General features: G+C 72.5%; 21 protein-coding genes and 2 rRNA genes. 16 read left to right on the forward strand and 7 right to left on the reverse strand.

Annotation, left to right across the window (positions count from 1 at the left end):
• Window positions 1-94 (forward strand): 23S ribosomal RNA (locus ACGFZF_RS04445); the annotation flags it as partial.
• 79 nt (window positions 95-173) lie between these two features.
• Window positions 174-290, forward strand: a 5S ribosomal RNA gene (rrf, locus tag ACGFZF_RS04450).
• A 379-nt stretch (window positions 291-669) separates the two neighbouring features.
• Here rrf and ACGFZF_RS04455 read toward each other — a convergent pair.
• Entirely contained in the window at window positions 670-1,566 is an 897-nt protein-coding gene (locus ACGFZF_RS04455; protein WP_393551018.1) for a helix-turn-helix transcriptional regulator, read from the reverse strand.
• Between the two features lie 214 nt (window positions 1,567-1,780).
• Between ACGFZF_RS04455 and ACGFZF_RS04460 the strand changes: the two genes are divergently transcribed.
• The 6 genes from ACGFZF_RS04460 to ACGFZF_RS04485 all read left to right on the forward strand — a co-directional run bounded on the left by ACGFZF_RS04460 (window position 1,781) and on the right by ACGFZF_RS04485 (window position 7,456).
• Entirely contained in the window at window positions 1,781-2,758 is a 978-nt protein-coding gene (locus ACGFZF_RS04460) for an aldo/keto reductase (RefSeq protein WP_393551019.1), read from the forward strand.
• A gap of 40 nt (window positions 2,759-2,798) precedes the next feature.
• Window positions 2,799-3,827 carry a zinc-binding dehydrogenase gene (locus ACGFZF_RS04465; protein WP_393551020.1) on the forward strand — a complete coding sequence of 343 codons (1,029 nt, stop codon included), beginning with the start codon at window positions 2,799-2,801 and terminating at the stop codon, window positions 3,825-3,827.
• Window positions 3,828-3,865: 38 nt separating this feature from the next.
• Window positions 3,866-4,717 (forward strand): aldo/keto reductase, encoded by an 852-nt coding sequence (locus tag ACGFZF_RS04470; RefSeq protein WP_393551021.1) that lies wholly within the window; start codon window positions 3,866-3,868, stop codon window positions 4,715-4,717.
• Between the two features lie 97 nt (window positions 4,718-4,814).
• On the forward strand, window positions 4,815-5,516 hold the full coding sequence (locus ACGFZF_RS04475; protein WP_393551022.1) for a flavodoxin: 702 nt from the start codon (window positions 4,815-4,817) through the stop codon (window positions 5,514-5,516).
• A gap of 108 nt (window positions 5,517-5,624) precedes the next feature.
• On the forward strand, window positions 5,625-6,164 hold the full coding sequence (locus ACGFZF_RS04480) for an ArsR/SmtB family transcription factor (RefSeq protein ID WP_393551023.1): 540 nt from the start codon (window positions 5,625-5,627) through the stop codon (window positions 6,162-6,164).
• Window positions 6,165-6,181: 17 nt separating this feature from the next.
• Window positions 6,182-7,456, forward strand: a complete 1,275-nt coding sequence (locus ACGFZF_RS04485; protein ID WP_393551775.1) for an MFS transporter — start codon at window positions 6,182-6,184, stop codon at window positions 7,454-7,456.
• Between the two features lie 279 nt (window positions 7,457-7,735).
• Here ACGFZF_RS04485 and ACGFZF_RS04490 read toward each other — a convergent pair whose 3' ends face one another.
• The 3 genes from ACGFZF_RS04490 to ACGFZF_RS04500 all read right to left on the reverse strand — a co-directional run bounded on the left by ACGFZF_RS04490 (window position 7,736) and on the right by ACGFZF_RS04500 (window position 9,209).
• Window positions 7,736-8,248 carry a DUF664 domain-containing protein gene (locus tag ACGFZF_RS04490; RefSeq protein ID WP_393551024.1) on the reverse strand — a complete coding sequence of 171 codons (513 nt, stop codon included), beginning with the start codon at window positions 8,246-8,248 and terminating at the stop codon, window positions 7,736-7,738.
• Complete coding sequence (locus ACGFZF_RS04495) at window positions 8,245-8,646, reverse strand: VOC family protein (RefSeq protein WP_393551025.1); 402 nt, start codon at window positions 8,644-8,646, stop codon at window positions 8,245-8,247. Before ACGFZF_RS04495 ends, ACGFZF_RS04490 begins: the two co-directional genes overlap by 4 nt.
• 101 nt (window positions 8,647-8,747) lie before the next feature.
• Window positions 8,748-9,209 carry an RrF2 family transcriptional regulator gene (locus tag ACGFZF_RS04500; RefSeq protein ID WP_393551026.1) on the reverse strand — a complete coding sequence of 154 codons (462 nt, stop codon included), beginning with the start codon at window positions 9,207-9,209 and terminating at the stop codon, window positions 8,748-8,750.
• Between the two features lie 288 nt (window positions 9,210-9,497).
• Between ACGFZF_RS04500 and ACGFZF_RS04505 the strand changes: the two genes are divergently transcribed.
• The 3 genes from ACGFZF_RS04505 to ACGFZF_RS04515 all read left to right on the forward strand — a co-directional run bounded on the left by ACGFZF_RS04505 (window position 9,498) and on the right by ACGFZF_RS04515 (window position 13,874).
• Window positions 9,498-12,299, forward strand: coding sequence for an FAD/NAD(P)-binding protein (locus tag ACGFZF_RS04505; RefSeq protein WP_393551027.1), 2,802 nt, complete (start codon window positions 9,498-9,500; stop codon window positions 12,297-12,299).
• 181 nt (window positions 12,300-12,480) lie between these two features.
• Window positions 12,481-13,071, forward strand: a complete 591-nt coding sequence (locus ACGFZF_RS04510) for a Type-2Aa cytolytic delta-endotoxin (RefSeq protein ID WP_393551028.1) — start codon at window positions 12,481-12,483, stop codon at window positions 13,069-13,071.
• A 182-nt stretch (window positions 13,072-13,253) separates the two neighbouring features.
• A complete protein-coding gene (locus tag ACGFZF_RS04515) occupies window positions 13,254-13,874 on the forward strand; it encodes an L-threonylcarbamoyladenylate synthase (protein ID WP_356601677.1) in 621 nt (206 codons plus the stop codon).
• Window positions 13,875-14,004: 130 nt separating this feature from the next.
• Here ACGFZF_RS04515 and ACGFZF_RS04520 read toward each other — a convergent pair whose 3' ends face one another.
• Window positions 14,005-14,757 (reverse strand): transporter substrate-binding domain-containing protein, encoded by a 753-nt coding sequence (locus ACGFZF_RS04520; protein ID WP_393551029.1) that lies wholly within the window; start codon window positions 14,755-14,757, stop codon window positions 14,005-14,007.
• A gap of 545 nt (window positions 14,758-15,302) precedes the next feature.
• Here ACGFZF_RS04520 and ACGFZF_RS04525 point away from each other — a divergent pair.
• From ACGFZF_RS04525 to ACGFZF_RS04535, 3 genes are all read left to right on the forward strand, one after another.
• The gene (locus ACGFZF_RS04525; RefSeq protein WP_356601675.1) at window positions 15,303-16,031 is read left to right on the forward strand and encodes a GNAT family protein; all 729 of its coding nucleotides are present in this window, start codon (window positions 15,303-15,305) and stop codon (window positions 16,029-16,031) included.
• Window positions 16,032-16,355: 324 nt separating this feature from the next.
• Window positions 16,356-17,063, forward strand: coding sequence for a tRNA-dependent cyclodipeptide synthase (locus ACGFZF_RS04530; RefSeq protein WP_393551030.1), 708 nt, complete (start codon window positions 16,356-16,358; stop codon window positions 17,061-17,063).
• Window positions 17,053-18,237, forward strand: a complete 1,185-nt coding sequence (locus tag ACGFZF_RS04535; protein ID WP_393551031.1) for a cytochrome P450 — start codon at window positions 17,053-17,055, stop codon at window positions 18,235-18,237. Before ACGFZF_RS04530 ends, ACGFZF_RS04535 begins: the two co-directional genes overlap by 11 nt.
• 165 nt (window positions 18,238-18,402) lie before the next feature.
• Here the strand turns inward: ACGFZF_RS04535 and ACGFZF_RS04540 are convergent, their stop codons facing one another.
• Window positions 18,403-20,373 (reverse strand): protein kinase, encoded by a 1,971-nt coding sequence (locus ACGFZF_RS04540; RefSeq protein WP_393551032.1) that lies wholly within the window; start codon window positions 20,371-20,373, stop codon window positions 18,403-18,405.
• A gap of 202 nt (window positions 20,374-20,575) precedes the next feature.
• Between ACGFZF_RS04540 and ACGFZF_RS04545 the strand changes: the two genes are divergently transcribed.
• Complete coding sequence (locus ACGFZF_RS04545) at window positions 20,576-22,324, forward strand: NlpC/P60 family protein (protein ID WP_393551033.1); 1,749 nt, start codon at window positions 20,576-20,578, stop codon at window positions 22,322-22,324.
• 39 nt (window positions 22,325-22,363) lie between these two features.
• Here the strand turns inward: ACGFZF_RS04545 and ACGFZF_RS04550 are convergent, their stop codons facing one another.
• Window positions 22,364-22,819, reverse strand: a complete 456-nt coding sequence (locus tag ACGFZF_RS04550; RefSeq protein WP_393551034.1) for a MarR family winged helix-turn-helix transcriptional regulator — start codon at window positions 22,817-22,819, stop codon at window positions 22,364-22,366.
• A gap of 192 nt (window positions 22,820-23,011) precedes the next feature.
• On the opposite strand from ACGFZF_RS04550, the gene ACGFZF_RS04555 reads away from it, so the two are divergent.
• Window positions 23,012-24,511 carry an MFS transporter gene (locus ACGFZF_RS04555; protein WP_393551035.1) on the forward strand — a complete coding sequence of 500 codons (1,500 nt, stop codon included), beginning with the start codon at window positions 23,012-23,014 and terminating at the stop codon, window positions 24,509-24,511.
• Window positions 24,512-24,607: the final 96 nt, after the last annotated feature.

Genomic DNA, 24,607 nt, shown 5'->3' on the forward strand with positions numbered 1-24,607 from the left:
AGGCTCCCAGTAGACGACTGGGTTGATAGGCCGGATGTGGAAGCCCAGTAATGGGTGGAGCTGACCGGTACTAATAGGCCGAGGGCTTGTCCTCAGTTGCTCGCGTCCACTGTGTTAGTTCTGAAGTAACGAACTCGCCCCTTGTCGGCTGGAGTTTGTTTATTTCATAGAGTTTCGGTGGTCATAGCGTTAGGGAAACGCCCGGTTACATTCCGAACCCGGAAGCTAAGCCTTTCAGCGCCGATGGTACTGCAGGGGGGACCCTGTGGGAGAGTAGGACGCCGCCGAACAATCATTGTGGGAAAGCCCCGCACCTTATGGTGCGGGGCTTTTCTGCGTTCCGGACCCGGTCACGGGCCGGCGAGGGGCGCTGCGACGTGTCGGGGTGCGGCGTGATCCTGGAAGACATGGGGTCTTCGACGGAAGACTCCGAGTGTGAGTAGTCGGCGTACAGGAAATCCCGGTGAGCCGGTGGCGTCCGGCCGGTCGGCTGGGGAGCGCTGCTGAGGGTTCGTCATGGGCCCGGATTTTCGCGCAATGCAGGTCTCAGAAGGGGGTCCGTCCCGCATTTCGGGTGAGAACGGGTTCTGAGAGTGAATCCGGAGTCGGCCGGGGTTCGGCAGCCCGTGATTGATCTTGCGCGCGAAGGACCGTTTGTGAGAACGGTGGTCAGGACGATGCGTGCGGAACCTCTCGGTGGGGCACGGCTGCGGGCGCGGTCATGTCGAGCAAGAGCAGGGCGTCGTGGTCGGGGGTGCCGGGTTCGGCGGTGTAGACGCCGATGCGCTGGCCGGGGGTGCCTTCCAGCTGCATGGACTGGGAGGTGAGCGTGAGGGTGCCGACGCGGGGGTGGTGGAAGGTCTTCTGTGCGGGCTTGCGGCCGGTGACCTCGTAGCGTTCCCACAGCCGGGCGAAATCGGGGCTCTTGAGGAGGAGTTCGCCGACGAGGTTGGTCAGGTCCGGGGCGTCGGGAGCGGTTCCGGCGACGGCGCGCAGGCGGGCGACGCAGGCGGTGATCTGGCGGTCCCAGTCGGTGAACAGGGTGCGCGAGGCCGGGTGGAGGAAGAGGTAGCGGGCCAGGTTGCGGTGTTTGGCCGGCCAGTCCTCCAGTCCCGCGTACAGGGCGAGGCCGCCGGGGTTCCAGGCCAGCATGTCCATGCTGCGGCTGATGACGTAGGCGGGGTTCGGCCGCAGTGACTCCAGCAGCAGTTTCAGGTGGGGGCGCACGGTGCGGCTGGGGGCCGGGGGCGGTTCGGGGGCGTAGCGGGCGGCGCGGGCGGCGAGCTCGCGCAGGTGCTGGTGCTCCTGGTCGTCCATGCGCAGGGCGCGGGCGAGGGAGTCGAGGACGGCGGGGCTGGGGCGGGTCTCCTTGCCGCGTTCCATGCGCACGTAGTAGTCGATGCTGATGCCGGCGAGGGTGGCCAGCTCTTCGCGGCGCAGGCCGGGGGTGCGGCGGATGCCGGCGCCGACGGTGAGGCCGACGTGCTCGGGACTGGTCTGGGTGCGGCGGGCGCGCAGGTAGCGGCCCAGCTCGGCGCCCTCGCTGTTCGCGCTCTGGGATGCCATGGCTCCAGTCTCACCCGCTCGGCACGTGGGGTGCAGACGGGAGGGAGGCCCTGTCGTTACCCCCGAAGAGCCCGCCCTGCCACACCGGAGCGATCCGGGCGAAGGTGAATGAGGAAGACGCCGGCCTCTTCGCTCCGCCCGGCCCGGCGGGCACGGCCTGCCGGGCCGGGCAAGAGTGAGGGACCAGGCGACACCATGATCGGAAGAGGGCGAGATGCGGTACATCAAGCTGCGTGACCTGGAGGTTTCCCGGATCGGGCTGGGCGCGATGGGCATGTCCCACGGATACACCGGCTCGGGCACCGATGACGCGGAGTCGATCCGGACCGTGCACCGAGCCCTTGAGCTGGGCGTCACGCTGATCGACACCGCCGAGATCTACGGCCCCTACACCAACGAGGAGCTGCTCGGGCGGGCGCTGAAGGGCCGCCGGCAGAAGGTGGTGCTGGCCACCAAGTTCGGCCTGGTCTCGCACGCCGGCGACGGCGCGTGGAACCCGGACTCCAGCCCGGCCAACATCCGCACCGCGGTCGAGGGCTCCCTGAAGCGACTGGGCACCGACCACATCGACCTGTACTACCAGCACCGCGTCGATCCGAACACGCCGATCGAGGAGACCGCCGGCGCCGTGAAGGAGCTGATCGACCAGGGCAAGGTCCGCGCCTTCGGCCTCTCCGAGGCGGGCCCGGACACAATCCGCCGGGCCCACGCCGTCCAGCCCGTCACCGCGGTCCAGTCCGAGTACTCCCTGTTCACCCGGGGAATCGAGGACCGCGTCCTGCCCGTCCTGCGGGAGCTGAACATCGGCCTGGTGCCGTTTTCCCCGCTGGGCCGCGGCTTCCTGACCGGCACCGTGCGCTCCACCGACCAGTTCGACGAGAACGACTTCCGCCGCGACAACCCGCGCTTCACGGGCGAGAACTTCCAGCGCAACCTGGCGCTCGCCGACGAAGTCAAGGCCCTGGCCGACGAAGCCGATGCCACGCCCGGGCAGGTGGCACTGGCCTGGCTGCTCGCCCAGGGCGACGACATCGCCCCGATCCCCGGCACCAAGCGCGTGAGCCGGGTGGAGGAGAACACCGCCGCCGACACGGTCACGCTCACCGCCGAGCAGCTCGACCGGCTCTCCAGCCTGCCGCCCGCCGCCGGCGCCACCCACACCGAAGCCCAGGCCCGGATGCTCGAACGCTGACACCCCCCAGCATCACCCCCGTTTGGAGCAATAGCCCCTCATGCGTGCAGCAGTGATGTACGGAGCCGGTGACGTCCGCGTCGAGGACCGGCCCGACCCCAAGATCGTCCAGCCCACCGACGCCGTGGTGCGCGTCGTCGCCTCCTGCGTGTGCGGCAGCGACCTGTGGCCCTACGCCTCGATGCCTGCCACAGGCGCCGGCCGCCCGATGGGGCACGAGTTCCTCGGCGTGGTGGATGAGACCGGTTCGGACGTGACCGAACTGAAGGCCGGTGAGCTGGTCGTCGCCCCGTTCACGTACAGCGACAACACCTGCGACTACTGCACCAAGGGCCTGCACATCTCCTGCCGCAACGGCGGCCGGTACGGCTTCGACGGTGTCGATGGTGGCCAGGGCGAAGCCGTACGCGTCCCGCACGCGGAAGGCACCCTGGTGAAGCTGCCGGTGGCCGCCGACTCCGCGCTGCTGCCGTCGCTGCTCGCGCTGTCCGACGTGATGACCACCGGCCACCACGGCGCCGTCACCGCCGGCGTCGGCCGCGGGGATGCGGTGCTGGTGGTCGGGGACGGCGCGGTCGGTCTGTGCGCGGTGATCGCCGCCAAGCGGCTCGGGGCCGAGCGGATCGTGCTCGCCGGCCGCCACGAAGCCCGCACCGGCCTGGGCCGTGAGTTCGGCGCCACCGATGTGGTCGCCGAGCGCGTCGAGGAGGGCATCGCCCGGATCCGTGAGCTGACCGGCGGGGTGGACAAGGTCATCGAGGCCGTCGGCACCCGCCAGGCCCTCGACACCGCGCTCGGGGCGGTCCTGGACGGCGGCACCATCAGCCGCCTGGGCGTCCCCCAGTACGAACAGGGACCGATCGGCCCGGCCGAGTTCATGCGCAACATCACCCTGACCGGCGGCGCCAGCCCCGCCCGCGCCTACGTCGAACAGCTGCTGCCCGACGTCCTGGACGGCACGATCACCCCCGGCCGTGTCTTCGACCAGGAATTCACCCTCGACCGGGCACCGGACGCCTACCGGGCCATGGCCGACCGCCAGGTCCTCAAGGCCCTCCTCCGCCCCTGACCACCTGCCCCCGCCCTCCAGTGAAGGACGTCACGCTCATGCAGACCGTCACCCTCAACAACGGCGTCGAGATGCCGCTCCTCGGCTTCGGCGTCTACCAGATCCCCGCCGAGGACACCGAGCGCGCCGTCTCCGAGGCCCTGGCCGCCGGCTACCGCCTGCTGGACACCGCCGCCGCCTACGGAAACGAAGTAGCCGTCGGCCGCGCCATCAAGGCCAGCGGCATCCCGCGCGAGGACCTGTTCGTCACCACCAAGCTGTGGGTCCAGGACGCCCCTGCCCAGGACAACACCCGCCGCGCGTTCGAGACGTCCCTGACCAAGCTGGGCCTGGACCACCTCGACCTTTACCTGATGCACCAGCCCTTCGGCGACGTCTACGGCCAGTGGCGCGCCATGGAGACCCTCAACCGCGAAGGCCTGACGAGGGCGATCGGCGTCGCCAACTTCTACCCCGACCGGCTGATCGACCTGATCGTCAACAACGAGATCACCCCGCAGGTCAACCAGATCGAGACCCACCCCTTCTTCCAGCGCGCCGACTACCAGGACCTCATGCGCGAGCACGGGGTGCAGATCCAGTCCTGGGGCGGCTTCGCCGAAGGCAAGAACGACCTGTTCACCAACCCGCTGCTCGCCGAGATCGGCAAGGCGTACGACAAGTCCGTCGCCCAGGTCGTCCTGCGCTGGCTCACCCAGCGCGGCGTCATCGCCATCCCCAAGTCCGTACGCGCCGAGCGCATGGCCGAGAACTTCGACGTCTTCGACTTCGAGTTCACGGACGAGCAGATGGCCCAGATCGCCACCCTCGACACCGGCAGCTCCCTGTTCTTCGACCACCGCGACCCCGAGATGGTCACATGGCTCGCGGGGCGCCGCCTGGACAGCTGAACGCCTCACCCCCTGCCCCTCGCCGGCCGCGGGTGCCCTCAAGGCGAATGCCCGGGGCACCCGCCCGGCTTCCACGGTTCACCGGGAGCCCCCCACCATGATCACGCCACCGCACCACGGTGCCCTGCCGGGCCGGCGCACCGTTCTGCGCGGCGCCCTACTGACCGCAACCGCCGCCTTGACCGCGACCCACCTCGCGGGCTGCTCACCGTCCTCACCGGGGCCCGGCACCCCCACCGCCCCCCAGTCCGACGTGACGACCGGAGGCAACGTGAAACGAGTCCTGCTGGCCTACTTCTCCCGCCCGGGCGAGAACTACTACTACGGCGGGCGTACCGACCTGAAGGTCGGCAACACCGAGGTGCTCGCCGAGAAGATCGCCGGCCGCATCGCCTGCGACACCTACCGCGTCCAGGCCGCCGACCCCTACCCGCACGACTACGACGAGACAGTGAAGCGCAACGTCCGAGAGCAGGACACCGACGCCCGACCGGCTATCGAAGGCCGCCTGCCCTCCCTCGACGGCTACGACACCATCCTCCTGGCCAGCCCCATCTGGAACGTCCGGGCACCCATGATCATGACGACGTTCACCGAAGCCCTCGACTTCCGCGGCAAGACCATTCACCCGGTCACCACCTACGCCATGAGTGGCCTGGGCACCACCGAACGCGACTACACCGCCACCTGCCCCGGCGCAACTATCGCCGAGGGCCTCGCGGTACGCGGCGAGGAAGTCAAAGACGCCGACACCGAAGTCGAGGCATGGCTGCGACGCATCGGACTGCCCACCCCGTGACCCGTTCCTGCCGGGTACGTCACGACTGCTCGCGCGTCGGGCAGCAGGTTCCGGAGGTTCGCGCGAAATCCCCTTGCGCAATGGTCAAGAAGTGTTGACCATTGGGTCATGCCTACCGATGACCTCCCCGAGGCGTTCCACGTCACCACGGACGAGCAGCTGCGCGCCGTCTCCAATCTCACGCGCCACCGGATCATGGCCGTGCTCCGCTTCGAGCCCGCGACGATCACGCAGATCGCCGAGCGGGTGGGCCTCGCGAAGGGGAGCTCCAGCTATCACGTACGGCTGCTGGAGCGGGCCGGCCTGGTGAAGGTGGTACGGACGCGGAAGGTGCGGGGGGTCACCGAGCGGTACTACGCGATGGCCGCGCGATCGATCGTGCTGCCGGATCCGGGCGAAGGGGGCCCGGATGTGCTGATGCGCCATGCGGTGGCGGACCTGGAAGCGGCGCCGTCGGGCAGCGAGCGACACGTGGGGATGGCGCATCTGCGGCTCACGGAGGAGCAGTTCACGGAGCTGGGGGCGCGGCTGCAGGCATTGGCCGACGAGTACCGGGAGCTGTCCGATCCGTCGTTGCCGGACGCGTCACTCGTCTTCGCACTCTTCCACCCGGCATCGCGCGAGCAGGCCGAGGGGGGCGCCAAGTGACGTCAGACATGGCGAAGTTGCCGACCGGGTTCGGACGCCTGTGGACCGCGCAGACGGTGTCCTCGCTCGGTGACGGGGTGTCACATGCCGCGCTGCCGCTGATCGCGTTGACGTTGACGCGGGATCCGATGGCGCTGGCCGTCGTCACGGCCGCCGGGACACTGCCGTGGCTGCTCTTCGGGGTGCTCGGCGGTGCGCTGGTGGACCGCTGGGACCGCCGGCGCACGATGTGGGTCACGGACGCTGCGCGTGCGGTGCTGCTCGCGATACCGGCGGCAGCGGCCGCGCTCGACGTGCTGAGCATCCCGCTGCTGGCGGCCGTCGCCTTCGTGCTCGGCCTCGGCGGGCTGTTCTTCGACACGGCCGCCACGGCCTATCTGCCGGATCTGCTCGGCCGCGACCCCGCACTCCTGGAGCGCGCCAACTCCCGCTTGCGCGGCGCCCAGACCGCCATGTCCGGCTTCGCGGGGCCGCCTGCCGGCAGTGCGCTGCTCGCGCTCGGGCGGGCGGTTCCGCTGCTCGCCGACGCGGTGTCGTTCCTGGTGTCCGCACTGCTGGTACGTACGCTGCCCGCCATGCCCCGGCCCGTACCGGAGGCCCGTGAGTCGCTGCTCCGGCAGGCGCGGGCCGGTGCCTCGTACGTCTTCCGGGACCGGTTGCTGCTCGGGCTCGCGCTCCGCCCGGCGGTCGGGAACGTCGCCTTCCTCGCCGTGGAGACCGTCCTCGCCCTCTTCGCGCACGAACGCCTCGGCATCGACACCTTCGGCTTCGGTCTGCTCCTGACGGCGGAGGCCACCGGCGGTCTGCTCGGCGCGGGCATCGCCTCCTCCCTCGGCCGACGACTCGGCACCGGCACTGCGCTGACCTGCACGGCCGCAGTCGAAGGGCTGGCCGTCCTGGGCCTTGCCGCTGCCCCGAACCCGTACGTGGCCGGGTCGGCGCTCGCCGTCTGCGGGGCCGGCATGGGCGCCACGATGGTGCTCGGGCCCTCCCTCCGGCAGGCGATCGTCCCGGCCCACCTCATGGGCAGGGTCGCCTCCACCTCCCGCATGCTGGCCATGTGCGCCGCCCCCGTCGGGGCCTTCCTCGGCGGCTGGCTGGCCACCGCCTACGACATCCGCACCCCGCTCTACGCAGCCGCCGTCCTCCTCCTGGCGATGACGGCCGTCACGGCGTCCATGACCGGCAACCGCCGGGTCGAAGCGGCGCTGCGTGCCGCCGCCCCGGCCGGCGGGCCGGATCACCAGGTGTCCAGGGAACCCGCCCGGGGGAGTGCACCCGACTCGTCGTGACGCCTGCCGCGAAGGCGTCCCCGCACGTCGGGTGCCGGATCGCGCGGGCCGCGACGAGTGCGACGCCGGCGCCCCCGTTCCCCGGGGAGCACGGCTGCCACCTGCTGACCGTCCGGGACGGCAGGGCCGCCGTCGTCCCGGACGACCGGGAGCCCGACCCCTCCCCGCGCGGACGGCATCCGACGCCGGGCCGCCCGCCCACGTACCGAAGGAAGGCCGGGGTGCCCGCGGACGTATGCCCTCGCCTCCCTCACGGACCGGCGGATCCCGGGCGCGGTCTCAGGGGAGGACCAGCCACCGCCGGCCGTCGAGGAGCTCGCGGGCCGCGTCCAAGTGGCCCGCGTGGCAGGCCGTTTCGGTGATGACGTGCAGCAGCACGTCCCGCAGGCTGTGGAGATGGGGATCGCCGAAGAGGTGATGCGGCCACCACGCCAACGGAGTGTCCGGCGGCAGCTGTTCGGCCACCGCGTCGGCGAGCGTCGTCTCCGCGCGGTAGCGGTCGAGCACCTCCGGTGCGGAGACGCCGGGAGCCACCTGCCAGGCGTCGGCCGCGTCGTCCAGCGCCGCGATCACCTTCTTGTCACCCGCGACCACCGCACCGAACCAGAACCGCTCCACGTCGAGCGCGAGGTGCTGCACGAGACCCAGACACGTCCAGCCGGACGGCAGGGCCGGCTGCCGCAGGGCCCGCTCGTCCAGGCCGTCGATGATGCCGAGGACGTGGCGGCGCTGGGACGCGAGGGCGGACAGGAGCGCCCGGACCTCGACGTCCGGCGCGGTGGCAGCGGTCACCGTGCGATCTCCCAGATGTGACCGGCGGGGTCCTGGAAGCTGGCGGTCCGGACACCCCAGGGGCGGTCCACCGGGCCGTTCAGCAACGTCACCCCGCGGGCCGTCAGCTGCTTGCACATCGCGTCCACGTCGTCGACCGGGAGCGTGAGTTGGAGGCGTGCCCCGGCCGCCGGACCGGCGACCCGGGCGGGCTCGATCAGCTCGCCCGCGGCCGGGATCTTCAGCAGGTTGACGAGGATGTTCCCGAAGCCGAACACCGCCGAGTCCTCGTCCTCGAAGGTCACCGGAAGCCCGAAGACCTCCTCGTAGAAGCTCTTCGTGGCCTCGAGGTCCTCGGCGAAGAGGGTGACGACGCTGATGTTCCGGGGCCAGGTGGGATCGCTCTGCGAAGAAGTCACGCTCCGAAGGATCTCCGACCCGGCGGACCGTGTACAGGGGGACCGGCGCGCGAGGGGGCAGGGGGCGCCGGGGCTCGCGCCCGTGGTGTCGTCAGGGGACCTCAGGGATAGAGCCGTACGTCGTCGGTGTACTCCCGGGCCCGGTCCCGGACGAGCTCGGGCAGCGTTCCCGCTGCCAGGTCGGAGAGTGTCGTGCCCTCCAGGACCTGGCGCAGGCTCGCGCGGACCGCGCGCCACACGTCCGGCATCGGCGCCGCGGCGCCCTGGTACTCCAGGCCCGTCAGTTTCAGGTCGCGCACGCTGACGAGGGGGCCGTCCATCGCGCGGATGACGTCCGCGAGGGTGATCTCGCCGGCGGGGCGGCTGAGGCTGTAGCCGCCCTCCGGGCCGCGCGCGCTCCGGACCAGCCGCGCCTGGCGCAACTCGCTGAGGACGACGAAGAGGAAGCGGACGGGGATGTCCTGGCGGGCCGCGATGTCCTCCGCCTTGAGGGGACGGTCCGGGGAGCAGGCCAGTTCGGCCATCGCCCGGACCGCGTAGTCCGTTCTTGCTGAGATCCTCACCGGCTCAATGTCTCACGGTCGGCGCGAACGCGTCCTTCCGCGGACGCCCGGTTCCTCCACCCGTGCGCGGCCGATGCGCGCTTTCTCGCCAACGTCATTCCGGGATGCGCGCGTTGTCGGCGAGGCGGGGTTGTCACTGCACATTGTTCATCGACATAGTGAACTTCGCCCGGCGGCCGACGCCGGGCACGAGCGCGATCCGCTCGGCGGCCCGCAGGGTCGCACCCGTCGGCGCACGACCCTCGGCAGTCCGTCCCACCCCTGACCCGCCTTTGCTCGGAGGTACCCGTGGTGACCGCTCATCCGCGATCGACCGTGGCAGTCGTCGGCGCCGGCGCGGCAGGAGCGCTCGTCGCCGTCCAGCTGTGCGAGGCGGCCGCCCGCCGGCGCACCCCGCTCGACCTGCTGCTCATCGACCCGGCCGCGGAAGCGGGCCGGGGCACCGCGTACGCCACCGAGGTCCCCGAGCACCGGCTGAACGTCCCGGTCGGCGGCATGAGCTGCTATCCGGACGACCCCGGCCACTTCCTGCGCTGGCTCTGCCGGCACGGCGAATCGGCCGTCGACGCCACCGACTTCGCCTCCCGGTACCGGTTCGGCTCCTACCTGGCCGACACCCTCGGGCGGGCCATCATCACCGCCCACGGCACGGTCGCCGTGCGGCGGCTGCGGACCAGGGCGACGCGCTGCACCGAGGCCGCCGACGGACGCGTCACGCTCGCCCTCGCCGACGGGGGCACGGTGACCGCCGACAGCGTGGTCCTGGCGACGGGTCCAGCCGCCGGCGGAGCCGGCTGGGCACCCGCCGGGCTCACCTCCTCGGAGCGCTTCGTCGGGCGTCCGTGGGCGCCGGGCGCGCTCGACGCGGTGGGGGAGGGCGACGACGTCCTGCTCGTCGGCACCGGACTCACCGCGGTCGACCTCGCCCTCGTCCTGGACCGGCCCGGCCGTACGGTGCACGCCGTGTCCCGCAGCGGGCTGCTGCCCCGGCCGCACGCCGTCGCCCCGCTGCCGCCGGTGCCCCCGCCCCCGGGGCTGGAGGACCTGCCGCTCAACCGGCTCCGTACGGCCCTGCGCCGCCACTTCGCGGCCTGCCTGCGCGACCACGGTGACTGGCGGCCCGCCCTCGACGGTCTCCGGCCCCGGATCGCCGGGCTGTGGCAGGGCCTCGGGGACGAGGAACGGGCCGAGTTCCTCGGCCGCGACGCCACCCGGTGGAACGTGCACCGGCACCGGATGGCACCGGCCACCGCGGAGACCGTCGCCCGGCTGCGGTCCGCCCGGCGGCTGCGCGTGCACGCCGGACGGATCGCCTCCGCCACGCCCACCGCCGAGGGCGGCCTCGCCGTCGGGCTCGCCGACGGCCGGGAACTGCGCGTCGCGTGGGTCGTGGACTGCACGGGCCCGGGCCTGCGGGCCGAGGGCGCCGGCGACCCGCTCTGGAGCGGACTGCTGGCCGACGGCCTCGCCGCGCCCGGCCCGCTGGGCATCGGGGTGGCCACGGACGCCGGCCGCCTCGTCGACGTCCGGGGGCGCGCCGGGCGGCAGCTCTACACCCTCGGCTCGCCCCGCCGCGGCGAACTGTGGGAGACCACCGCCATCCCGGAGATCCGCGCCCAGGCCAAGGAGGTCGCCGAGGCCGTCCTCGCGCCGCTCACCCCCGCGCAACGGGCCACCCGCCGCCGGCCCACGGACCAGTTCGGCCTGCCGCTGTCCACGCACGCCGCCGCGGCGTCGTCCTTCCGCAGCGGCCTCGCCCGGGTCGTCACCGTGCGGGCGAAGGCGGCCGAGGCGTTCGCGCGTGCCACCGAACTGGACCCCGGCTTCGCCCTCGGGCACGCGGCGCTCGCCCTGCTCGGCCACGAGTCCGGTGCGGACGTCGACGTCGCCCGGGAACTCGCCGACGCCCAGCGCAGTGTGCGGGAACGCGGCGACGAACGGGAGCGCTCCTTCGTCGACGTCGTCACCCGCCGCGTCGCCTCGCACGCGGCGACCGACGCCGGCGCCGACCGCGACGGTGACACGGCGCTCATCGACCACCTGGACCGCTATCCCGGCGACGCCTTCGCGCTCAGCATCGCGGTGCCGACGATCGCCTTCGCCGGCGTCGGCGACCTCGACGGCACGCTGGCGCAACGGCTGGTCGAACGGACCGCGCCGGCGTACGACGGCCACTGGTTCCACACCTCGCTGCTCGCCTTCCTCCGCCAGGAACAGGGGCGCATCGACGAGGCCGGTGCCCTCGCCCGGGTCGCCCTCGCCGCGGAGCCCGCGTCGGGCCACGCCGTGCACGCCCTGGCCCACGTCCACTACGAGTCCGGCGACCACCGCGTCGGCCGCGACTGGCTCGACGGGTGGATCGGCGGCCAGGGGCGCGGCGCCGTGAACCGCGCGCACTTCTCCTGGCACGTGGCCCTGCACGAACTCGCCCTGGACGACGCGGCGGCCGTCCGCCGCCGTTGGCACTCCCAGCTCGCGCCGAGGCAGGTGAGCGGGGTCCGGGCGCTGGTGGACTCGGGATCGCTGCTGTGGCGGGCCCACATGTCCCGGAACTGGACGGGGCGCGTGCCCGTCGACGGGGTGCTGGACGCGGTCTCCCGCGACCTGGTCGAACGGCCCGCGACGGCGTTCACCGCCCTGCACGGCGCCGTCGCCCTCACCGCGGCCGGGGACCTGCCCGCGCTGCGCCGGCTCCGTACGCACGCCGCGGGCGCCGACGCCGTCCAACGGGAGGTCGTCGTCCCGCTCTGCCGCGCCCTGGAGGCCGTGCTGGAGGAACGGTGGACCGCGGCGGTACGCGAACTCCGCGACCTGCTGCCCTCCCTGCGGCGGGTGGGAGGCAGCGCCGCACAACGCGAGGTGGTCGAGGAGACGCTGCTCTACGCGCTGGTGCAGGGAGGCCAGAGCGACACCGCCCGCGTGCTCCTGGAGGAGCGTCTGGACCGGCGGGAGTCCCCGCTCGACCGGCGCCGGCTGGTCGACCTGGACGAACCCGTCCGTGGGGCGGGGCAGGCCGGTGGGCGCGGGTCCGGCACGGCCGGCGGCACGGGGGCGCCGGACCGCGGCGAACTGGCCGTCGTGCGCGGCTGATCACCGGCCGGCGGGACGGCTCCACGGCTCCCGGGCTCCACGGCTCCCGGGCTCCACGGCTACCGGGCTCCACGGCGCCTGGGAGCAGGCCGCCGTCCCGCACGGCGGGACGGCGTCGCCCCCCGTCCCGCGGATCGTCATACTGACCCCTCTTGATCACCATCACGCCACAGGAGGAGTCATGGCCGCCACGTTCAAGACCGTCGTCGAGGTGGGTCCCGAACACCTGGAACAGGCCCGCAGCATCGAGCGGCGGTTCCAGGAGTCGATCGCGCCCGCCACGGTCAACTTCGACTTCGACGACATCCGGGACGCCGCCGCGGCGATCCCGGACAGCGACATCGTGAAGACGGTCCGCGGCTGGGGACTCCAGGAGGACGCCCCCGTCCTGGTCATGGTCCTGTCCCTGAAGGAGGCCGTGCGGCAGGCGCTCCCCGGGGAGTTCGCCGCCGCCGGGTTCTGGGACACCGTCGAGCGGGAGCTCGCCGGCGCCTTCACCGGGCTCGCCGCGCAGGAGGGCGAACCGGGCCTGTCGTACTACGAGGAGGGAGCGGACCGCACCGCCTACTACCGGGACCTCTTCTTCGCCCTGCAGGACGAGGAGACCGGCGACCACATGTACGCGATCGCCTTCTGCATCGACGTGACCGTCGGCCTGGACAAGGCCGGGGTGGGCGCCCTGGAACTGACCGACGTCGCCCCGTACACGATCCGGCTCAACGCGATCGTGGTGCGCCAGCGGCTGCTCGCCGCCGTCCGTCCCGCCGCCTGACCGGTGTCCGACCGACGGTGACGCCGTCGCGGCCCCGGCCGCGCCGCCACGTCCTGTCCACCCCGCACCGGCCCGCCGTCCCGGGCCGGCCCCGCTCGTCCGCGTGCCGACGCCGCGTCCGACATGAGCGGTCGGGAGCCGACGGTCCCGCCCGGCGCGAGCCGGGTAACTAGACTGGGCCAATGGCGAAATACTTCGACGTGCATCCCGAGAACCCTCAGCGGCGCGTCATCAGCGGCGTGGCCGACAGCATCCGCTCCGGTGCGCTGGTCGCGTATCCCACGGACTCCTGCTACGCGCTGGGAAGCCGGCTGGGCAGCCGTGACGGGATCGACCGGATCCGTTCGATCCGCAAGCTCGACGACCGGCACCACTTCACCCTGGTGTGCCAGAACTTCGCGCAGCTGGGCCAGTTCGTGCACGTCGACAACGACGTGTTCCGCGCGGTGAAGGCGGCGACGCCCGGCAGCTACACCTTCATCCTGCCCGCGACGAAGGAAGTACCGCGGCAGCTGCTGCACCCGAAGAAGAAGACGGTCGGTGTCCGCATCCCCGACCACGCCGTCGTCCAGGCCCTGCTGGAGGAACTCGGCGAGCCGCTGCTCTCCAGCACGCTGCTCCTGCCCGACGAGGAGGAGCCGCTGACGCAGGGCTGGGAGATCAAGGAACGACTCGACCACGTGGTGGACGTCGTCCTCGACTCCGGTGACTGCGGCACGGAGCCGACCACCGTGATCGACTTCTCGGGCGGCGACGTGGAGATCGTCCGCCGGGGTGCGGGCGACACGAGCCGCTTCGAGTAGCCGCGAGCCGTCCGGCCCGTCCTCGCGCCCGTGCGCATCCCGCGGCGCGGCGGGGCGGGCGACGGCACGGGACCGGGGCTCCGACCCGGTGGGCACGGGACGGCGGGCATGGCAGGGGCCCGGCGGCCGATCAGCGCGGGGGCCGCCCTTGGGGTTCGTTCCCGGCGGGCGGGGCGACCAGTGTCGCGGACCGGTGCGAGCGGCGCAGGGCGTCGGCCACGAAGCCCGAGGCCTTCAGCTCCTCGACCACGGCACGGAGGAAACGGACGGTCTCCGGACGTCGTGCGACCGTCGTGCCCACGGCCTGCCGGATCTGCATGAACCGGTCCTCGATCAGCCGCACTTCGGGGTGCTCCGTGACGAACTCCGTCATCGGCTGCCGGATACCGGCCGCGACGTCCAGACCCTCGGCGAGGAACGCGTCCACGCCCTCCGCCCCGCGCACCAGGGTGGCGTGCCGCAGCGTGCGGGTCAGGAACAGGTCGTAGGCCGACCCCTCCTTGACCCCGATCCGCACACCTTCGGCGTCGACGTCGGCGACGGTCCGCAGGGCCGAGTCCCGGGGCACCGCGTAGACCCCCTCGATCACGACGTACGGCGCCGTGAAGGCGACGTCGGCCTCCCGGGCCGGCTCGACCGCGAGGAAGCAGAGGTCCGCCCGGCCCGTCGCCATCGCCTCGTACGACTTCCGTGCCGCGTCGAAGCAGACGAACTCCACGGGCACGCCCAGGCGGGCACCGATCTCCCGGGCGAGGTCGACGGTGACGCCGGCCGGCTCCGCCGGGGTGCCCTGGGCGAGCACCGGATTGCCCAGGTTGATCGACGCCCGGAGCACGCCGGTGGGGGCCAGGTCCTCGGCGACGCCCACAGGAACGATCTTCATGGAGCGGAGTGTAGGCCGTGCGGTCCGGCCATGGCCCGGTGGGCCCCAGGGGGTGTCTTTCCGATCTTGCCGGGCTCGCGAGGACCCGGCCGGACGGGTTGATCCCGGGGGCGGAAGGCATGCTTCCGTGAACCCCGAACGGCGTAGTCGCCTCCCTTGGGTCCGCCTCGCTCGCCGCTCTGCCCGCCGACGTGCCGGCCGACCTGCTCGGCATCATCAATGCAGGTCAGAGGTGCTGTGAGGTCCGCTTCGGAGAGGCGGTGGCACATGACCCCAGTCGCCTGCCGGACAAGATCGTCCACTTGGTGAGACGTCGGATCGGGGCTCGTTCCGGGCATTCACGAAGCCGTGTCCTCGGCTTCGTTTCAGGTTCTGTTCTGGGAGCCGCCGGGGCTGCATACTGTCCTCCTTCGCACTGGTGCGGAAGCGTCTCACCTGCCTGTTTGTGGATCCGGCAGGGCGCTCGGCATCCGGGCGACCACCTCCCCCGTTCCGTGCCGGGCATCGGCCGGGATGACCCCTGCGCGTGAAAGACCCGAGGTTCCGTGCCAGTACCTGTTGTCCTTGCCGGGCGCACCGTGCGCCTGGAACCGCTGGCCATGCGCCATGCCGAGGGCCTCGCGTGGGCCGGCGCGCTGGACCGTGCCGCCTATGCCTACACACCGGTGCCCGACGGCCTGGACGCGTCGTGCGACTACATCGCCCGCGCCCTGACCGATCAGGCGGCGGGCAGGGCGCTGCCGTTCGCCATGGTGAGCACGGCGGACGGACGCGTGGTGGGGTCCACCCGCTTCCTCGAACTCGATTACTGGCGCGGCCCGCTGGTGTGGCCGCCGACCACCGGCGTGCCGCACGGTGACCCGCTCACCTCCGTGCCGGACGCCGTCGAGATCGGCAACACCTGGATCTCCGCCGAGACGCGAGGGTCGGGGATCAACGCCGAGTCGAAGCTGCTCATGCTCCGGCACGCCTTCGAGACCTGGGGCGTCCGGCGCGTGACGATGCGGGCCGACGCCCGGAACCTCCGCTCGCGCGCCGCCATCGAACGGCTCGGGGCCACGTGCGAGGGCGTCCGCCGAGCTCATTCCCGTGGCCTGGACGGCGTGGTGCGGGACACGGCCTTCTACTCGGTCCTCGACGAGGAGTGGCCGGCCGTCCGCGACATGATCCAGCTCCGGCTGTCCTCCCCGCGGATGGTGGGAGTGCTCGACCGCGCCTATCCGGGGGAGTACCAGGAGCACGGCGGTGGGAGCGGGCAACTGCTCCTGACCTGACCTGACCTGACCTGACCTGACTGGGCAGGGCCGGACCTGACGCCGGGGTCCGCGGCGGATCGGAGTGCCCCGACCCGCCGCCGAGCCTGTCCGGAGGTTCGCGCGAGCCGGCCTCCGCCGGCTCGCGCGGCGAGGCTCCCTGCCCAGGGACGGATCATCCCAAACAGTCGTTAGGGGTCAATTCCCGTCACATGTCGCTGATTTCACGCCACCTCGCTGCTGAAATCGTCACTCTGTGAAGATCGCCGGTAACTTCATGCCGTCGCCGCCACACCAGGGGCACGAGGCCCCACGGGACTAGCGGCCCGAAGGACATCTCCTCACTTGACGACAGCGACCGACAGCTTCAAGGTCCAGCCGTACACGCGACACTGCCAAGTGATCCACCTCGAAGGCGCCCACACCGTCATCGGCGTCTCCCCGGGAAACAGCTACTTCTCGGCACAGCGCGTCGCCGACCTCGCCGCCTGGGGACTGCGCAACTTCGAGCAGGTCGACCTCATCTACACGGACCTGCACGTCGACGACATGTACGAGGCCCTCGGCTATCCGCCCGACGAGGCCCGCCGCAAAGCGGTCAAGAACCTCCGCGGCGTACGTGCCAAGGTGAACAACGCCGTCGCCGGCCTGGACCCCGGCGGGGAGCGGCTCCGCGGACGCCCGATGTCCGCGCTGCTCGACCTCCCCGCCTACCGCTTCCTGCGCAAGCACCTCGACGACCTGCTCGCCACGGACGCGGACTTCCTCGCGGCCTGCGACGGACTCGTCGAGTCCTTCCTCTCCTCCAAGGTCCTCGACGGGCAGGCGCCGACCGCCCGCCAGCGCGAGGTGTGCCTCCGGTACGTCTGCGCCGAGGCCCCGCTCTTCCTGGACACCCCCGCCGTCCTCGGTGTCCCCTCCTCCCTGAACTGCTACCACCAGCTCCTGCCGATGGCCGAACTGCTCTACTCCCGCGGTTCCGGCCTGCGTGCCTCCCGCAACCAGGGCCACGCCATCGTCACGCCGAGCGACGGAGACCACCATGACCACTGACGTACTGACCGACTTCCCCTTCTCCCCGCGTGGCGACCGTCTTCCGCCCGAGATCGAGGCCCTGCGCCACGAGCCGGTCAAGCGGGTCCGCACCATCGCCGGTGATCCGGCCTGGCTGGTGTCGTCGTACCCGCTGTGCAAGCAGGTGCTCGAGGACCCGCGGTTCAGTCTGAAGGACACCTCGGCGCCCGGCGTCCCCCGGCAGTACGCGCTGACCATCCCGCCCGAGGTGGTCAACAACATGGGCAACATCACCGGGGCGGGACTCCGCAAGGCCGTGCTCAAGGCGATCAACCCCAAGGCGGGCGACCTGACCGACTGGATGCGCCGGGAGGCCACCGCACTGGTCGACGGACTCGTCGCCTACGGCCCGCCGGCCGACCTGCGGGGCCGTTTCGCCAACCCCTACGCGGAGCACCTCCACTGCCGGATCCTCGGCATACCCGAGGCGGACGCGCCGCGCCTCGCCGCCAGTCTCGACATCGCCTTCATGAACTCGGCCTGCCCCGTCACCGGCGCGCGGCTCAACTGGGACCGGGACATCGCCTACATGGTCGAGCGGCTCGACGACCCGGCGACCACCGGTCTCATGGCCGAACTCGCCGCGCTGCGCGCGGACCCCGACTACGCCCATCTCACCGACGAGATGCTGGCCACCGTCGGCGTGACCTTCTTCGGCGCCGGCGTCATCTCCACCATGGGCTTCCTCACGATGGCGATCTTCTCGCTGCTCCAGCACCCCGATGTCTGGGCACGGCTGCGCGAGGAGCCGGAGAGGATCCCCGCCGCCGTGGACGAACTCCTGCGGATCAACCTCTCCATCGCCGACGGACTGCCCCGCCTCGCCACCGAGGACGTGCGGCTGGGTGACGTGGAGGTGCGGAAGGGGGAGCTCGTCCTCGTCCTCGTCGAGGCCGCCAACACGGACCCGGAGGTGTTCGCCGATCCGCACACCGTGGACCTCGACCGGCCGAACGCGTCGGCGCACCTGTCCTTCGGCGGCGGCGGCCACTACTGCCCGGCGACCGCGCTCGGGAAGAGGCACACCGAGATCGCCCTCGAAGTGCTGCTGGACCGGATGCCCGACCTGCAGCTCGCCGTGCCCGTCGACCAGCTCGTGTGGCGCACGCGCTTCATGAAGCGCATCCCGGAGCGCCTGCCCGTGGCCTGGTAGACCGCGGGCCGGCCCCGAAGCCGCGCCGGAGCCCCGGAGCAGCCGGGCTCCGGGGCCCGACGGGAGGCCGTCCGGCCCGCCGACGCCGGGCGGACCTCCGGCCCGCCGACGCCGGGCGGACCTCCGGCCCGCCGTGCGCGACACGGCGGGCCGGGAACGGCGCCCCTACTCGGCGGCGTTGCGCCAGACCGTCAGGTCCAGGGTCATGTAGGTGCTCGGCGAGTCCTCCGAGGAGAACCCCTGGACGGTGACGAGCCCGACATGGCCCGAGCCCGTGGTCACGCAGACCTGGCGGCCCTTCGAGAGCTTGTTCACGTAGACGTTCCTGGTGAACCGGGTGTCCTTGCGGCAGGCGTCGAGAGAGCCCTCCTGGCCCGGATCGAGGAGCACCAGGTTGCCGCCCGTGCTCTCCGCGTCGAGGTAGCCGCCGGTGTCGTACGAGAGCTCGTAGTTGCCGTCCTCGCCGTCCTGCGGCCGTACGTCCTCGTCCCCGAGCGTGAGGTGGTAGCCGGCGGTGAGGTTGATGCCCTGGTAGGTGGAGGGCTCGGGGGTCCTGGCACTCGGCCTGGCGCTCGGCGCGGCCGACGCGTCCCCACCGCTTCCGCCGCTGGAACCCTTGCCGGCGTCGCCGTTCCCCTCGCTCGGCGAGGAGTCGCTCCCCGTGGTCTGCCGGCCGTCGTCCCTGCCCTTGTCCTTGAGCAGGACGTACGCCGTGCCGGCGCCCGCCACGCCGAAGACCAGCACCGCGGCGAGCGCGATCAGCAGTCCGCGCCTCGCGCCGCCCTTGCCACCCGGCGCGGGCGGCACCGGCGCGGTCGGGTGCCCCCCGGACCGGTGGTGCGCGGCGGGGTACGGCATGGGCGCGTAGGCCTGGGCGTGCGCCGGTGACGGCTGCGGCGGCGGGGTGTGACCCGGCGGCGGAGCCTGCGGAGGCGTCGGAGCCCCCGCCCCGGGCGGCGGCGTGTGGTGCTGCGGAGGCGTGTACGACCCGGGCGGACCGAAGCCCGGCGGAGGCGTGGCCGGTGCCGTCGGCGCGTGCGGGGCGCCCGCGGCGGTCGGTGCGTAGGAGGCGCCCGCGGCGGTCGGCGGCGGGGTCGCGGGTCCGGCCACCGGCGCGGTGGGGGAGTAGCCCGCGGGCGGTGTCGCCGGCGCCGCCGGGAGGTGACCCACGGAGGGCGCGGCCGACGGGGGCGGCGGAGTCTGGACCGGGGCGGGCGCCGCCGCCCGTACGGTGATGTCGGCGGCCACCGAGACCGGCAGCCAGTCCTCGGGGCGCCGCAGCACCGTCTCCGCGTTCGCCGACTGGCACAGGGCGATCACCTCGGCGACCGTCGGCCGCGCCTCCGGGTCCTTCGCGAGGCAACGGGTGACCAGTTCCCTCAGCCGGTCGGGGACCTGCGCGAGATCCGGCTCCTCGTGCACGATCCGGTAGAGCACCCCGTGCGAGGTCCCCTCCCCGAACGCCGGCGAACCCGTGGCCGCGTACGCCGCGACCTGGCCGAGCGCGAAGATGTCGGTGGCCGCGGTGACCCGGCGGCCCGCGGCCTGCTCGGGGGCCATGAACGACGGGGTGCCGATGGTGACCCCGCTGCCGGTCAGCGAGGTGGCGTCGGCGGCGTAGGCGATGCCGAAGTCGATGACGCGCGGACCGTCTGCCGCGAGCAGGACGTTGGAGGGCTTGAGGTCGCGGTGCACGATGCCCGCGCCGTGGATGACGTGCAGGGCCTCGGCCATGCCGGCGATCAGCAGCAGCACGGCCTCCACAGGCAGCGCGCCGTGCGCGACGACCGCGTCGGCGAGCGAGGGGCCGGGGACGTAGGCGGTCGCGAGCCAGGGCTGGGCGCCGTCGGTGTCGGCGTCGATGACCGGCGCGGTGAACAGCCCCTGGACGCGCTGCGCCGACTGCACCTCCTGTGCGAACCGGCGCCGGAACTCCGCGTCCTCACCGAACTCTGGCCGGATCACCTTGATGGCGACGGGCCGGCCGCCCGGCGTGTACGAGAGGTACACCTTGCCCATGCCGCCCGCACCGAGCTTCGCGGCCAGCCGGTAGCCCGCGATGGTGGTCGGGTCGTCCGCGGCGAGCGGCTGGAAGACGTGCGGGGCGCCACCCCGGGACGGTTGCTGACCACTCATCAATGTTCACTTCTCCCCGTGCGGAACGCCGATACCGACGGGCACCCTACCCAAGTGCCGTCGTGACCGCGCGTCATCGACCGACTCCGACCGGCCGCGCCCGAGCCGGGCCGAATCGGGGCGGGAGGCGCACATGGTGAGGCATCGGGCAGGGGGGTGGGGTGGTGTCACCGTGCGCGCGGTGTGACCGGATCATGACCTCATGTCGAACACCTCCCGACGCGGTCTGCTCGCCGCCTTCGCGGCCACCGCCGCCGCCGTCCCGCTCGGCGGCCTGGCCGCCGCTCCGGCCCGTGCCGCCACCGCCGCCGCGGCCACGACGGCCACCGTGCCCGGACTGACCACGCCTCGCTCGTCCGTGACCCAACCTCCGCTGGACGCCTCGTACTTCACCCGGCTGACGCTGGACGGCGCCCTCACCGCCACCGTGCTGCCGGGTACGCCGGTCCGCACCGAGGTGACCTCGGGCGGTCGGCGGGTGGCCCTGCTGACCCACGGCGCGCGGACCGTCGTCGTGCCCGGGCCGGAGCGGACGTTCACGGAGAACAAGAAGCCCTTCGTGGACGACTTCCAGCGCACCCTGCCCGACCTGTCCCTCCCCGCGGCGGACCGGGCGTACTGGGGCACGTCGCCGGGCGGCGGCGCCTGGAGCACGCTGGGGCCCGTCGACACGGACTACGCGGTGGTCCCGGGCGGCGGCGTCATCACGCTGACCACCGACTTCGCGAGCCGTCACGCCAGTCTCCGGGACGCCGAGATCACCGACGTGGACGTGCGCGCGGTGGCCAGGTTCGACAAGGTCCCCACCGGGCAGGCCTGTTCGTACGCGCTGACCTTCGGATACGTCGACGTCCACACCAACCGTCGCGCCCGGCTCTCCTTCCTCACCACGGGCGCCGTCGAGCTGCGCGTCGAGAAGGAGGTGGACGACGCCGTCGCCCCGCTGTCCCCTGTCGTCACCGTCGCCACGGGCGTGCCCGCGGGCACCAACTGGACGATCCGGGTGCTCCGCGAGGGCGAACGGGTCCGGGTCAAGGCGTGGCGCAGCGACACGACCGAGCCGGCCGCGTGGACCGTCGACGTCACGGACGCGGGCTCGCCCAAGGGGCGGGTGGGGCTGCGGGCGCTCGCCAACGACGGCTGCACCAACCTGCCGGTCAAGCTGACCGTGAGCCGCTTCCAGGTGGACGCCGCCACCTGGGAGGCGCCGCCCGCCGTCACCCACCGCGACTGGGTCCGCGTGCTGCCGCAGCCCTTCGACGGGACCTGGACCCCGGAGCTGGAGCAGGTGATCCGCGGGTGGGCCGGTTCCACCGAGCCCGACGTGCTGTCCTACGCGGCCATGTTCCTGGCCGACGCGCCGGCGGTGCGCAGCGGGGCGGGACCGGCCCTGGGCAAGCAGGTGCTGGGAGCGGCCGGTTACGGCCACCTGGACCCGCAGGGCTACCGCTACGAGGGTGCCGACTTCCACGAGTACATGGGCCTCGGCTGGACCTTCCCGGACGGCACGTACACCGGACCCACCGCCCAGCAGGTCGGCAACCTCGACTGCTCGGGGTACACGCGCATGGTCTTCGGCCACCACATGGGTGTCCCGATGGCCGCGGGCCAGGACACCTCCCGGACCCGGATCCCGCGCGCCTCCCGGTACATGGCCGACTACGCGCCCGGCGTGCGCGTCGACCGGACCGACGGCGCGAACCCGCCCGCCGCGCAGGCCCTGCAGCCGGGCGACCTCGTGCTGTTCAACGCCGACTCGGGCGATGACGGCCCGACGGCCACGGTCGACCACGTCGGCATCTACCTCGGCCTGGACGGGGCGGGGAAGCGGCGCTTCCTCTCCAGTCGCAAGACCGGCAACGGACCCACGATGGCCGATCTGGGCGGCGCCTCGCTGCTGGACGGGACCGGCACCTACGCGAGGACGCTGCACACGGTGCACCGCATCTGACGGGCGGGGACGCCCCTGCCCGCGGTGCGCGCCCCCGTTTCAGGGGCGGGGCCAGGGGCGTCCCTCCAGGCGCTCGATGTCGCTGTTGAAGCGCCTCAGGTAGGCGGCGAAGTCGGCCACCTCGTCGGGCGACCAGTCGGCCAGCACCTTCTCCAGGCCGTGGAGGTTCGCGGAGCGGTCGGCGTCCAGGCGGCGCCGGCCCTCGTCCGTGATGCTGAACTTGCGGGCGATGCCGCCGTCGGGGTCGGGGATGCGCTCCACGACCCCGGCCTTCAGCATCGCGGCGGTCTGCCGGTTGAGGGTCGAGGTGTCGAGCCCGAAGGCGTCGCTGAGCTGCCCGATGGACATCGGCCCGTCGATCCGGATGCGGTTCAGCACGACGTACGCACTCCGGTCGAGCCGCCCCTCCGCACTGCGCGCGCCGGGGTTGAACAGATGCGAGTGCCGCCCGATCAGCATGGTCTCGAACTCGATCAGGTGCGTGGGCTTTTCCATGGAAGGCATTTTCCCAAGCCTTTCCCGTGACCCGGCCATCGGCATTCCGTCGCCTCCGCTCCCCTGATCGCCGCCGGTGCGCGGCCCTGGTGATGTGCACGATACATGAAGAGTGCATGATGCAAGGCATATGTATGCTGCACATCGATGGTCCGGGCGACATGACGCCGGACCCATGCGTAGGGAGAACCAGTGACCGGCTCCAAGACCGACGCCCGCCCCGGTGGTGTCGTCGGTGTCCTCGCCTTCGCGGGCATCGTGGCCGCGCTCATGCAGACGCTGGTGGTGCCCCTCATCGGCGACCTGCCGAGGCTCTTCGACACCACCGCCTCCAACGCGTCGTGGGTGGTGACGGCCACCCTGCTCTCCGCCGCGGTGGCGACCCCGGTCGCCGGCCGGCTCGGCGACATGTACGGCAAGCGGCGCATGCTGCTCGTCTCCGTCGCGCCCCTCGTCCTCGGCTCCGTCGTCTGCGCCCTGTCGTCCTCCGTGGTCCCGATGATCGTCGGCCGCGGCCTGCAGGGCCTGGGCATGGGCGTCGTCCCGCTCGGCATCAGCCTCCTGCGCGACGTCCTGCCGCCGGAGCGGCTCGGCTCCTCCATCGCCCTGATGAGCGCGTCCATGGGCGTCGGCGGCGCACTCGGCCTGCCCTTCTCGGCGGGCGTCGCCGAGAACTCCAGCTGGCGCGTGCTCTTCTGGGTGGCCGCCGCCCTCAGCCTGGCCGTCGGCGTGCTCATCGCCCTGCGCGTGCCGGCGGACCACGCCCGGCCCGCAGGGGCGCGCTTCGACTTCCTGGGCGCGTTCGGCCTGGGCAGCGCCCTCGTGTGTCTGCTCCTCGGCGTCTCCAAGGGCTCCGACTGGGGCTGGACGAGCGGCACCACCCTCGGCCTCCTCGGCGCCGCGCTCGTCGTGCTCCTCGCGTGGGGAATGTGGGAGCTGCGCATCGACGAGCCCCTGGTCGACCTGCGCGTCACGGCCCGTCCCCAGGTCCTGATGACGAACGCCGCCTCGATCCTCGTCGGATTCGCGATGTACGCCCAGTCCCTGGTGGTCCCGCAGCTGCTCCAGCTGCCCGAGGCCACGGGCTACGGCCTGGGGCTGTCCATGCTGGCGATGGGCCTGTGGATGGCCCCGGCGGGCCTGATGATGATGGTGCTGGCCCCGCTGGGCGCCAAGCTGACCGCGGCCCGCGGCCCCAAGATCACCCTCGGTGTCGGCAGCCTGGTCATCGCCGTCGGCTACGCCTCCTCCCTGCCGCTGATGGGGTCCACCGGCGGGCTGCTGGTCGTCACCCTCATCTGCAACACCGGCGTGGGTCTGGCGTACGGGGCGATGCCGGCGCTCATCATGGGCGCGGTCCCGCAGTCGGAGACGGCGTCGGCCAACAGCTTCAACACCCTGATGCGCTCCATCGGCAGCTCGGTCTCGGCGGCCGTCATCGGCGTGGTCCTCGCCCAGATGACGACCGACTTCGGCGGGCACCTGCTGCCGTCCGAGTCCGGATTCCGCACCGCGATGATCATCGGCAGCGGGGTGGGACTGGCCGCCGCGGTCGTGGCGTTCCTGATCCCGGCCCGGCCGACGCCGGGCGCGGACGCGGGCGTCGTCCCGGGCGACACCGGCACGGACGCGGTCGCGACGGGTCCCGACGCCGGCACCGCACCGCGCCCCGCGTCCGGCGCCACGGCCTGACCACCGGCCTGACCACCGGTCGGGCGCGGGACACTCGGCCCGCTCCGGGGACGGGGCCGGCCGAGTGCCGCGCGTTCGCCGGCATCCCGGCCCTGA

Origin of the sequence: Streptomyces sp. NPDC048338 (assembly GCF_043201055.1) — a bacterium.
GTDB lineage: Bacteria > Actinomycetota > Actinomycetes > Streptomycetales > Streptomycetaceae > Streptomyces.